This is a genomic window from Citrobacter sp. CK199 (assembly GCF_030333285.1).
Taxonomy (GTDB): Bacteria; Pseudomonadota; Gammaproteobacteria; order Enterobacterales; family Enterobacteriaceae; genus Citrobacter_B; species Citrobacter_B koseri.
The window spans coordinates 458,416-470,287 of record NZ_JAOWGF010000024.1 but is presented as its reverse complement, the minus strand read 5'-3'; the positions used below and the strand labels follow the sequence as shown (position 1 = coordinate 470,287).

Below are 11,872 nucleotides of genomic sequence, written 5' to 3'. Positions count from 1 at the left end.
AATTCCGTTCTAATCGGAGGCGCGTGATGTCTATTATTCTCGGTATCGACCCGGGTTCACGCGTCACGGGTTATGGCGTGATTCGTCAGGTGGGCAGGCAACTGACTTACCTGGGCAGCGGATGTATCCGCACGAAAGTGGATGATTTACCGTCTCGTCTGAAGCTGATTTATGCGGGCGTGACGGAAATCATCACCCAGTTCCAGCCGGACTATTTCGCGATTGAACAGGTGTTTATGGCGAAGAACGCGGACTCCGCGCTTAAGCTGGGTCAGGCGCGCGGCGTGGCGATTGTCGCGGCGGTAAACCAGGATCTTCCGGTGTTTGAGTATGCCGCCCGTCAGGTGAAGCAAACCGTTGTCGGGATCGGCAGCGCCGAGAAAAGCCAGGTACAGCACATGGTGCGCACGTTGCTGAAACTCCCGGCAAATCCCCAGGCGGATGCGGCGGATGCGCTGGCTATCGCCATCACCCACTGCCACGTTAGCCAGAACGCGATGCAAATGAGTGACTCGCGGCTCAATCTGGCGCGTGGGCGGCTACGATAATGACAAATGAGGCTGGATATCTATCCAGCCTTTTTTTATGATACCACTTTACTTTTTCGGCCCCAACGCAGGAGCGCAATGTGATAGGCAGACTCAGAGGCATTATTCTGGAAAAACAACCCCCGCTGGTATTACTTGAGGTGGGCGGCGTAGGCTATGAAGTCCATATGCCGATGACCTGTTTTTATGAGCTCCCGGAATCTGGAAAAGAAGCGACCGTATTCACCCATTTTGTGGTGCGTGAAGATGCGCAATTGCTGTACGGGTTTAACAATAAACAGGAGCGAACCCTGTTTAAAGAACTGATCAAAACGAACGGCGTCGGGCCGAAACTCGCGCTGGCGATCCTCTCCGGGATGTCGGCTCAGCAGTTTGTTAATGCCGTTGAGCGCGAGGAACCCGCCGCGTTGGTGAAACTGCCGGGTATTGGTAAGAAAACCGCAGAACGCCTGATCGTTGAAATGAAAGATCGCTTCAAGGGCCTGCACGGTGACCTCTTTACGCCGGCCGCCGACCTGGTGCTGACCTCTCCGGCAAGTCCGGCAACGGATGATGCGGAGCAAGAAGCGGTTGCTGCGCTGGTGGCGCTGGGCTATAAACCACAGGAAGCCAGCCGCATGGTGAGCAAAATTGCCCGCCCTGACGCCAGCAGTGAAACATTGATTCGCGAAGCACTCCGCGCCGCGTTATGAGGTAAAGGATGATAGAAGCAGATCGCCTGATTTCAGCAGGTGGAACCCAGGTGGAAGAGGTTGCCGATCGCGCCATTCGCCCGAAGTTGCTGGAAGAGTACATTGGTCAGCCTCAGGTGCGTTCGCAAATGGAGATCTTTATCCAGGCGGCAAAGCTGCGCGGCGACGCGCTCGATCACCTGCTGATCTTTGGCCCGCCGGGGCTGGGGAAAACGACGCTGGCTAACATTGTCGCCAATGAAATGGGCGTGAACCTGCGCACCACGTCTGGCCCGGTGCTGGAAAAGGCGGGCGATCTGGCGGCGATGCTGACCAACCTTGAACCTCATGATGTGCTGTTTATCGATGAGATCCACCGTTTATCACCGGTGGTGGAAGAGGTGTTGTATCCGGCGATGGAAGATTATCAGCTGGACATCATGATTGGCGAAGGGCCTGCTGCGCGTTCGATAAAAATCGATCTGCCGCCTTTTACGCTGATTGGCGCCACCACGCGAGCCGGGTCATTGACGTCGCCGCTGCGTGACCGTTTCGGTATTGTTCAGCGTCTGGAGTTTTATCAGGTGCCTGACCTGCAACACATCGTCGGGCGCAGCGCGCGGTTTATGGGGCTGGAAATGAGCGATGAAGGTGCGCTGGAGGTTGCCCGCCGCGCTCGCGGTACGCCGCGTATCGCCAACCGCCTGTTGCGTCGCGTACGTGATTTTGCCGAAGTGAAACATAACGGCGCCATCTCTGCGGATATCGCCGCTCAGGCGCTGGATATGCTGAATGTCGATGCGGAAGGGTTTGACTATATGGACCGCAAGCTGCTGCTGGCCGTAATTGATAAATTCTTTGGCGGCCCCGTCGGTCTCGATAACCTGGCCGCAGCCATTGGTGAAGAGCGTGAAACGATTGAGGACGTACTGGAACCGTATTTGATTCAGCAGGGCTTTTTGCAACGAACCCCGCGCGGGCGAATGGCGACAGTGCGGGCGTGGAATCATTTTGGAATAACGCCGCCGGAAATGCCTTAACTTATGTGAGTTAGGCCGGATGGCGGCTGCGCCTTATCCGGCCTGCCTGTGAACGTGGGCCCGGTAAGCGGAGCGCCACCGGGAAACACACGCTTAGCTCGCCTGCTTTTTCATCATGCTGAAGATAAACAGCAGCGCGGCACACAGCACCACTGACGGGCCTGCCGGCGTGTCGTAAAACGCAGAAAACGTCAGACCGCCTGTAACCGCTATCATACCCATTCCTACTGCGACACCCGCCATCTGCTCCGGGGTGCGGGCAAAGCGACGCGCCGTGGCGGCAGGAATAATCAGCAATGAGGTGATGATCAACGCGCCAACGAACTTCATCGCCACGCCGATAGTCAATGCGGTGACCAGCATCAGCAGGAGCTTAACGCGCTGTAACTTCACGCCATCGACAAAAGCCAGATCCGGGCTAATGGTCATCGACAGCAGATTACGCCACTGCCAGAAGAGGATCGCCAGCACGATAACCACGCCGATGGCGATGAAAATCAGGTCTTCCGGCGTCACGGCCAGCAGGTCGCCAAACAGATAAGCCATCAAGTCCACGCGAATGTTGGACATCAGGCTGACGACCACAAGACCTAACGACAGGGCACTGTGCGCCATAATGCCGAGAAGCGTGTCGATAGCGAGATGAGGGCGTTTCTCCAGCCACACCAGACCGGCTGCCAGCATCAGCGTAACGGCGATCACCGCATAGAACGGGTTGATGTCCAGCAGCAACCCAAAAGCGACCCCCAGCAGCGAGGCGTGCGCCAGCGTATCGCCAAAATAGGACATCCGACGCCAGACCACGAACGAGCCCAGCGGGCCAGCGGCGCAGGCCAGCATGATCCCGGCTAACCAGCCAGGCAATAACAGTTCAATCATGAGTGTCCATTTCCCCGGCGCAGTACGATACGACCTTGTAAATCGTGGCGATGATTATGATGATGACGGTAAATCCCCAACTGTTCTGCGCCGCGCGGCCCGAACATAGAGATGAATTCAGGATGCATGGAAACGATTTCAGGGGTGCCGGAGCAACAGATGTGGTGATTCAGACACAGCACCTCATCCGTTTTCGCCATCACCAGGTGCAGGTCGTGCGAGACCATCAGCACCGCGCAATCCAGCTCGCGCCGCAGCTGGTCAATGAGATCGTACAGGGCGACCTGACCATTGACATCCACGCCCTGAGTCGGCTCATCCAGCACCAGCAGCTGTGGTTGATTCAGCAGCGCGCGGGCTAACAAAACACGCTGGGTTTCACCGCCGGACAGCTTTTGCATGGGGGCGTCAATGAGGTGCCCGGCCTGAACGCGTTTCAGGGCAGGAAGAATGTCGGTTTTTTGCGTACCGGGGCGTAAGCGTAAAAAGCGGCTTACCGTCAGCGGCAGCGTGGTGTCGAGATACAGTTTTTGCGGGACGTAGCCAATACGCAACTGACCGTTGCGCTTGATCAGCCCTTCATCAGGCGCTACCAGCCCTAATACTACGCGTACCAGCGTAGACTTCCCGGCACCGTTTGGGCCGAGAAGCGTCAAAATTTTTCCTGGTCTGAGTTCAAGCGACACGTCAGAAAGGACGCGGCGTTGACCGAAAGAGACCGAAACATTTTCCAGTGAAACCAAAGTCGTCATGTCAATTTTAGGCTTGCAGAAGTCATAGAATGTTATAATATCACATTTCTCACATTCATTACGATGATTAGTCGCATTATGTTACATAAAAATACGCTTCTTTTCGCAGCATTATCCGCTGCGCTATGGGGTGGTGCAACACAGGCCGCAAATGCCGCCGTTGTCGCCTCTCTCAAGCCCTTAGGTTTCATCGCTTCCGCCATTGCCGATGGCGTCACGGACACCCAGGTTTTATTGCCGGATGGGGCGTCTGAGCATGATTATTCACTGCGTCCGTCTGACGTAAAACGCTTACAGGGCGCGGACTTAGTTGTCTGGATCGGCCCTGAGATGGAAGCGTTCATGGAAAAGTCAGTAAAGAACATTCCTGACGGAAAACAGGTAACGATTGCGCAGCTCGCCGACGTGAAACCGCTACTCATGAAAGGCGCTGATGACGACGATGACGATGACGATCACGGGCATGCGCACGGTGAAAAAGGTGACGCACATCACCATCATGGTGATTACAACATGCATCTTTGGCTTTCCCCAGAGATAGCGCGGGCTTCAGCGGTTGCAATCCATGAAAAATTAGTGGAACTTATGCCGCAAAGTCGAGCCAAACTTGACGCCAACCTGAAGGATTTTGAGGCACAATTAGCCGCAACCGATAAGCAGGTAGGTAACGAGCTCGCACCGCTCAAGGGGAAAGGGTACTTCGTTTTTCATGACGCCTACGGCTACTACGAAAAACATTATGGGCTAACTCCGCTTGGTCACTTTACCGTGAACCCTGAGATTCAACCTGGTGCGCAGCGTTTACATGAAATAAGAACACAGTTGGTTGAGCAAAAAGCAACCTGCGTTTTTGCTGAGCCACAGTTCAGGCCAGCGGTCGTTGAAGCCGTTGCGAGAGGGACATCCGTTCGAATGGGAACGTTGGATCCCCTCGGAACGAACATTAAACTGGGTAAAACAAGCTATTCAGCGTTTCTGAATCAATTAGCCAACCAGTATGCGAGCTGCCTGAAAGGAGATTAATGAGGAAGTGAATACGTGCAACAGATAGCCCGCTCTGTCGCCCTGGCATTTAATAATCTGCCCCGACCCCACCGCGTTATGCTGGGGTCGCTTACTGTTCTGACACTGGCCGTCGCGGTATGGCGGCCTTACGTTTACCACCCTGATTCTGCGCCCATCGTCAAAACCATCGAACTGGAAAAGAGTGAAATTCGTTCGCTGCTGCCTGAAGCCAGCGAACCGATTGATCAGGCGGCGCAGGAAGATGAAGCGATCCCACAGGATGAGCTGGACGACAAAACGTCTGGCGAAGTGGGCGTGCATGAATATGTTGTCTCCACCGGCGATACGCTGAGCAGCATTTTGAATCAGTATGGCATTGATATGGGCGATATCAGCCGACTGGCCGCTGCGGATAAGGAACTCCGTAATCTGAAAATCGGCCAGCAGATCTCCTGGACGTTGACGCCGGACGGCGATTTGCAACGCCTGACCTGGGAAGTCTCACGCCGCGAAACGCGTACCTACGATCGTAGCGGAACGGGTTTCAAAATGAGCAGCGAAATGCAGCAGGGCGACTGGGTCAATAGCCTGATGAAAGGCGCGGTTGGCGGAAGCTTTGTCGCCAGTGCGAAAGACGCCGGTTTGACCAGCGCAGAAGTCAGCGCCGTCATTAAAGCGATGCAGTGGCAGATGGACTTCCGTAAGCTGAAAAAAGGCGATGAATTCTCTGTGTTGATGTCGCGTGAAATGCTGGATGGCAAGCGTGAACAGAGCCAGCTTCTGGGCGTGCGTCTGCGTTCAGATGGAAAAGATTATTACGCGATTCGCGCGGAAGACGGTAAGTTCTATGACCGAAACGGCACAGGGCTTGCGAAAGGATTCCTGCGCTTCCCGACGGCGAAGCAGTTCCGCATTTCGTCAAACTTTAATCCGCGTCGTCTGAACCCGGTGACCGGTCGCGTTGCGCCGCATAAAGGCGTCGATTTTGCGATGCCGCAAGGTACGCCCGTGCTGTCGGTTGGTGACGGCGAGGTCGTGGTAGCGAAACGCAGCGGCGCGGCAGGTTATTATGTCGCTATCCGTCACGGCCGTACTTACACCACGCGTTATATGCACCTGCGTAAGCTGCTGGTGAAACCTGGGCAGAAAGTGAAACGTGGCGATCGTATCGCGCTGTCAGGCAATACCGGGCGCTCTACCGGGCCGCATCTGCACTATGAAGTCTGGATTAACCAGCAGGCTGTTAACCCGCTGACGGCAAAACTGCCGCGTACCGAAGGGCTGACAGGTTCTGACCGCCGTGCTTATCTGGCGCAGGTTAAAGAAGTCCTGCCGCAGTTGCGCTTCGATTAATAAATACGCTTATGGAGCCGGTACGCGATGCGTACCGGCTTTTTTATTTTGTGTGGCGCACAGCGCGCCGCTACACTATCAACAGATTTACTTTTCGTGGCATCAAACACTGGAAAAGCATGGAAACGAAAAAAAATAACGTTGAGTACATCCCTGAGTTTGAGAAATCTTTTCGTCATCCACGCTATTGGGGTGCCTGGCTGGGCGTGGCTGCAATGGCGGGTATTGCATTAACGCCCGCGTCGTTTCGCGATCCTTTACTGGCGAAGCTGGGACGTTTTGCCGGACGTCTGGGGAAAAGCGCCCGGCGTCGCGCGCTGATCAACTTATCTCTGTGTTTTCCTGAGTACAGCGAAGCAGAGCGTGAAGCTATCGTCGACAGAATGTTTGCGACCGCGCCACAGGCGATGACCATGATGGCCGAACTGGCGATTCGTGGGCCTGAAAAACTGCAAAAGCGCATCGACTGGCAGGGGCTGGAGATCATTGATGAGCTGCGGCGGAATAATGAAAAGGTGATCTTTCTGGTGCCGCACGGGTGGGGCGTGGATATTCCCGCGATGCTGATGGCGTCCCAGGGGCAGAAAATGGCGGCGATGTTCCATAACCAGGGCAACCCGGTATTTGACTATGTCTGGAACACGGTCCGTCGTCGTTTTGGTGGTCGTCTGCATGCGCGCAATGATGGCATCAAGCCGTTTATCCAGTCTGTCCGTCAGGGCTACTGGGGATACTATCTGCCGGATCAGGATCATGGCCCGGAACACAGTGAGTTCGTTGATTTCTTCGCAACCTACAAAGCGACGCTGCCAGCCATTGGCCGGTTAATGAAGGTGTGTCGTGCTCGCGTGGTGCCGCTTTTCCCGGTTTATGATGGTAAAACGCACCGTCTGACCATTCTGGTGCGACCGCCGATGGACGATCTTCTGACTGCGGATGACCACACTATCGCCAGACGGATGAATGAAGAGGTGGAGATTTTTGTCAGACCGCATCCTGAGCAATATACCTGGATTCTGAAACTGCTCAAAACCCGCAAACCGGGTGAAATTCAGCCGTATAAGCGCAAAGAGTGGTATCCCATCAAATAAAAAAAGCCTCTCGTCAGAGAGGCTTTTTTGTTACCCGGCCTGTAAGCCTGATAAGCGAAGCGCCATCAGGCTCATCACCAACGATTACTCGACGGTCAGGATACGCGTGGTATTGGTGGAGCCGATGGTGCTCATCACGTCGCCCTGGGTCACGATAACCAGATCGCCCGAAACCAGATAGCCTTTATCGCGCAGCAGGTTAACTGCTTCGCTTGCCGCAACAACGCCGTCCGCCGCGCTGTCAAAGTGAACCGGCGTAACGCCACGGTAAAGAGAGGTCAGGTTCAGCGTGCGTTCATGGCGGGACATGGCGAAAATCGGCAGGCCGGAACTGATACGCGAAGTCATCAGCGCCGTACGACCGGATTCGGTCATGGAGATAATCGCCGTTACCCCTTTCAGGTGGTTCGCTGCATACATGGCGGACATTGCGATCGCTTCTTCAACGTTGTCGAACTGGACATCCAGACGGTGTTTAGAGACATTGATGCTCGGGATCTTTTCTGCGCCCAGGCAAACGCGCGCCATTGCCGCAACGGTTTCTGCCGGGTATTGTCCTGCCGCCGTTTCTGCCGACAGCATGACGGCGTCGGTGCCGTCCAGCACGGCGTTCGCCACGTCCATCACTTCCGCGCGGGTCGGCATTGGGTTGGTGATCATCGATTCCATCATCTGCGTGGCGGTAATCACCGCACGATTCAACTGACGAGCGCGGCGAATCAGCGCTTTTTGAATCCCGACCAGTTCAGGATCGCCAATCTCAACGCCGAGGTCGCCACGCGCAACCATCACCACGTCTGATGCAAGAATAATGTCGTCCATTGCGTTCTGGTCGCAGACGGCTTCCGCGCGTTCTACTTTCGCGACGATTTTGGCGTCGCAACCTGCATCGCGCGCCAGGCGACGTGCATAATTCAGATCTTCGCCGCAGCGCGGGAAGGAGACAGCCAGATAATCCACACCGATCTGCGCTGCGGTAACGATATCCGCTTTATCTTTCTCGGTCAGCGCTTCGGCGGAGAGACCGCCGCCCAGCTTGTTGATCCCTTTATTGTTAGAGAGCGGGCCGCCGACGGTCACTTCGGTGAAGACTTTCATGCCCTGAACTTCCAGCACTTTTAGCTGTACGCGACCATCATCAAGCAGCAGGATGTCGCCAGGCACGACGTCAGCAGGCAGGCCTTTATAATCAATACCGACTTTATCTTTGTCGCCTTCGCCTTTGCCCAGGTTGGCATCAAGAAGGAATTTATCGCCGATATTGAGGAAAACTTTGCCTTCTTTAAAGGTGGATACACGAATTTTTGGCCCCTGGAGGTCACCCAGAATCGCCACATGACGCCCCAGTTTGGCGGCAATCTCACGAACTTTATCCGCGCGCACTTTGTGATCTTCCGGCGTGCCGTGAGAGAAGTTCATACGTACGACGTTCGCGCCAGCAGCGATAATCTTTTCAAGGTTGTTATCGCGGTCAGTTGCCGGGCCTAACGTGGTAACGATTTTGGTTCTGCGAAGCCTTCTGGACATGTAATACTCCGTTGACTGAAACAACTTGGTGTTGCGTGAACATTGATCCGGTCGTTCTGAGACCTTAACGGTTAAAAATGAACGTATCCGAATGACGAAAAGGATAGAACATTGTTATTGCTTTTAGCTGTCATTACTCTTGATGAGTAATTCTTTATCAAAACGCGATTCCTTGAGCGCTTCCTTGACACGCTTCAAGTTATCTCTGAATTTTGCCCCACGACGCAAAGTAAATCCTGTTGCCAGCACATCTATCACGGTCAGTTGAGCAAGTCGAGAGATCATGGGCATATAAATGTCAGTATCTTCCGGCACATCAAGGGTAATTGCCAGCGTTGCTTCTCGTGCCAGCGGCGTTCCGGCAGAGGTTAGCGCAATCACCATCGCATCGTTTTCGCGCGCCAGCTGCGCCAGTTCCACCAGACTTTTGGTTCGGCCGGTGTGGGAAATAAGCACGACCACGTCATCATCGCTACAATTCATACAACTCATACGTTGCAGGACAATGTCGTCGGAGTAGATCACCGGCACGTTGAAGCGAAAAAACTTGTTCATGGCGTCGTGCGCCACGGCCGCAGAGGAACCCAGACCAAAAAAGGCGATTTTCTTCGCCTGGGTGAGCAAATCGACGGCACGGTTTATCGCAGATTTATCCAGCGACTGGCGAACGTGGTCCAGACTGGCCATCGCAGACTCGAAGATTTTCCCCGTATAGGACTCAACGCTGTCATCTTCATCCACATTGCGATTAACATAAGGGGTACCATTCGCCAGACTTTGTGCCAGATGCAGTTTAAAATCAGGGAAGCCGCGCGTATCCATGCTGCGGCAAAAACGGTTCACGGTAGGCTCACTGACGTTCGCTTCCTGGGCCAGCGTAGCAATACTTGAATGAATCGCGCGGTCGGGGGAGGCAACGATAACATCGGCTACTTTACGTTCTGACTTGCTCAAATGTTCCAGTTGAGACTGGATTTTTTCTAGCATATTCATGATGTAGAAAAGCTCACAGTTAATAACGATTTCAATGATGTGAGAAATCGAGATGCGATTTTGTTAGATATTACCCCTGAGCATCCGGGAAGGGGGCAAAATGGATAGAATAGTTGTTGTTTTTTTTCATTACATGATCGGTGTCTGATTTTAGCTGTCTGTCACATGTACGAAAACGACAATTTTTTTATCTGTTTTACGGCTATTAACCGCGGGAAAACCGAAGATCGCCCGAATCGCACGGGTGGATAAGCGTTTACAGTTTCGGGATTCACGTAAAAGCAGTACAGTGCATTGTAATAAAATTACAACTATACCCTGGCAAAAGCACCGGGATATTTAACTGAGGAGAATGACATGGCGGTAACGCAAACAGCCCAGGCATGTGACCTGGTCATTTTCGGCGCGAAAGGCGACCTGGCGCGCCGAAAATTGCTGCCTTCCCTGTATCAACTGGAGAAAGCCGGTCAGATTAACCCGGATACCCGTATTATCGGGGTGGGTCGCGCGGACTGGGACAAAGATGCCTATACCAAAGTGGTTCGCGAAGCGCTCGAAACCTTCATGAAAGAAAAGATTGATGAAGGCTTGTGGGATACCCTGAGCGGCCGTCTGGATTTTTGCAATCTGGACGTTAACGACACTGAGGCGTTCGGTCGCCTGGGAGCCATGCTGGATCAAAAATCGCGCACCACCATTAACTATTTTGCGATGCCGCCGAGCACCTTTGGCGCCATCTGTAAAGGTCTGGGTGAAGCGAAGCTGAACGCTAAACCGGCTCGCGTGGTAATGGAAAAACCGCTGGGTACCTCGCTGGCGACCTCGCGTGAAATCAACGATCAGGTAGGCGAGTACTTTGAAGAGTGTCAGGTTTACCGTATCGACCACTATCTGGGCAAAGAGACCGTTCTTAACCTGCTGGCGCTGCGTTTTGCCAACTCGCTGTTCGTGAATAACTGGGACAACCGCACGATTGATCATGTGGAAATTACCGTTGCGGAAGAGGTGGGCATTGAAGGTCGCTGGGGCTACTTCGACCAGGCGGGCCAGATGCGCGACATGATCCAGAACCACCTGCTGCAAATTCTGTGCATGATTGCGATGTCGCCGCCGTCCGATCTGACGGCCGACAGCATTCGCGATGAGAAAGTGAAAGTGCTGAAGTCGCTGCGCCGCATCGATCGCTCGAACGTGCGCGAGAAAACGGTTCGCGGGCAATACACCACCGGTTTTGCTCAGGGCAAAAAAGTGCCGGGCTACCTCGAAGAAGAGGGAGCGAACAAGAGCAGCAACACCGAGACCTTTGTGGCGATTCGCGTGGACATCGACAACTGGCGCTGGGCGGGCGTACCGTTCTACCTGCGCACCGGTAAACGTCTGCCGACCAAATGCTCTGAGGTTGTCGTCTACTTCAAGACGCCTGAGTTGAACCTGTTCAAAGAGTCCTGGCAGGATCTGCCGCAGAACAAGCTGACCATCCGTCTGCAACCTGATGAAGGTGTGGACATCCAGGTGCTTAACAAAGTGCCGGGTCTGGATCACAAACACAATTTGCAGATCACCAAGCTGGATCTGAGCTACTCCGAAACCTTCAATCAAACGCATCTGGCGGATGCTTACGAGCGTCTGTTGCTGGAAACCATGCGCGGTATTCAGGCGCTGTTCGTGCGTCGTGATGAAGTTGAAGAGGCCTGGAAGTGGGTGGACTCCATCACTGAAGCCTGGGAAATGGATAATGATGCGCCAAAACCGTATCAGGCGGGGACCTGGGGGCCGGTCGCTTCGGTGGCGATGATCACCCGTGATGGCCGTTCCTGGAATGAGTTTGAGTAAAATTCCATCTAGCCCATAGGTGTTATTTTACCGGTAACATGATCTAACACAGATTGTAGAACAATTTTTGCACTTTTAAGCCTCGCGTGGATTCACCCGCGGGGCTTTTTTTATTACACTGCCGGAAGTGATTTTGCCCCAGTGCGCCATATAACAAGCGATTCAGCAATATTTAACCTT

Annotated in this window: 11 protein-coding genes; 7 read left to right on the top strand and 4 right to left on the bottom strand. The window is 53.9% G+C overall.

Annotated elements, in window-relative coordinates:
• Positions 1–26 precede the first annotated feature (26 nt).
• The 3 genes from ruvC (at position 27) to ruvB (ending at position 2,259) form a co-directional block, all read left to right on the top strand.
• Positions 27–548 carry a crossover junction endodeoxyribonuclease RuvC gene (gene ruvC / locus OGX75_RS06270; protein WP_012131995.1) on the top strand — a complete coding sequence of 174 codons (522 nt, stop codon included), beginning with the start codon at positions 27–29 and terminating at the stop codon, positions 546–548.
• Positions 549–628: 80 nt separating this feature from the next.
• The gene (gene ruvA, locus OGX75_RS06265; protein ID WP_012131997.1) at positions 629–1,240 is read left to right on the top strand and encodes a Holliday junction branch migration protein RuvA; all 612 of its coding nucleotides are present in this window, start codon (positions 629–631) and stop codon (positions 1,238–1,240) included.
• 8 nt (positions 1,241–1,248) lie between these two features.
• Entirely contained in the window at positions 1,249–2,259 is a 1,011-nt protein-coding gene (gene ruvB / locus OGX75_RS06260; RefSeq protein ID WP_012131998.1) for a Holliday junction branch migration DNA helicase RuvB, read from the top strand.
• Positions 2,260–2,352: 93 nt separating this feature from the next.
• On the opposite strand, the gene znuB is transcribed toward ruvB, so the two are convergent.
• Both znuB and znuC read right to left on the bottom strand, forming a co-directional pair.
• Positions 2,353–3,138: a zinc ABC transporter permease subunit ZnuB gene (gene znuB, locus OGX75_RS06255; protein ID WP_012132001.1), complete on the bottom strand. Its 786-nt coding sequence runs from the start codon at positions 3,136–3,138 to the stop codon at positions 2,353–2,355.
• Positions 3,135–3,890, bottom strand: a complete 756-nt coding sequence (znuC, locus tag OGX75_RS06250; RefSeq protein WP_012132002.1) for a zinc ABC transporter ATP-binding protein ZnuC — start codon at positions 3,888–3,890, stop codon at positions 3,135–3,137. The genes znuB and znuC overlap by 4 nt, the downstream gene beginning before the upstream one ends.
• A gap of 78 nt (positions 3,891–3,968) precedes the next feature.
• Between znuC and znuA the strand changes: the two genes are divergently transcribed.
• The 3 genes from znuA to lpxM all read left to right on the top strand — a co-directional run bounded on the left by znuA (position 3,969) and on the right by lpxM (position 7,339).
• Positions 3,969–4,913, top strand: a complete 945-nt coding sequence (gene znuA / locus OGX75_RS06245) for a zinc ABC transporter substrate-binding protein ZnuA (protein ID WP_060937470.1) — start codon at positions 3,969–3,971, stop codon at positions 4,911–4,913.
• A 15-nt stretch (positions 4,914–4,928) separates the two neighbouring features.
• Complete coding sequence (mepM, locus tag OGX75_RS06240; RefSeq protein WP_049008838.1) at positions 4,929–6,248, top strand: murein DD-endopeptidase MepM; 1,320 nt, start codon at positions 4,929–4,931, stop codon at positions 6,246–6,248.
• Between the two features lie 119 nt (positions 6,249–6,367).
• Positions 6,368–7,339: a lauroyl-Kdo(2)-lipid IV(A) myristoyltransferase gene (gene lpxM, locus OGX75_RS06235; protein WP_047464025.1), complete on the top strand. Its 972-nt coding sequence runs from the start codon at positions 6,368–6,370 to the stop codon at positions 7,337–7,339.
• Between the two features lie 84 nt (positions 7,340–7,423).
• On the opposite strand, the gene pyk is transcribed toward lpxM, so the two are convergent.
• Both pyk and hexR read right to left on the bottom strand, forming a co-directional pair.
• Positions 7,424–8,866, bottom strand: coding sequence for a pyruvate kinase (gene pyk, locus OGX75_RS06230; RefSeq protein ID WP_012132007.1), 1,443 nt, complete (start codon positions 8,864–8,866; stop codon positions 7,424–7,426).
• 123 nt (positions 8,867–8,989) lie between these two features.
• Positions 8,990–9,859: a DNA-binding transcriptional regulator HexR gene (hexR, locus tag OGX75_RS06225; RefSeq protein WP_012132008.1), complete on the bottom strand. Its 870-nt coding sequence runs from the start codon at positions 9,857–9,859 to the stop codon at positions 8,990–8,992.
• Positions 9,860–10,216: 357 nt separating this feature from the next.
• On the opposite strand from hexR, the gene zwf reads away from it, so the two are divergent.
• Positions 10,217–11,692, top strand: coding sequence for a glucose-6-phosphate dehydrogenase (gene zwf, locus OGX75_RS06220; RefSeq protein ID WP_012132010.1), 1,476 nt, complete (start codon positions 10,217–10,219; stop codon positions 11,690–11,692).
• Positions 11,693–11,872: the final 180 nt, after the last annotated feature.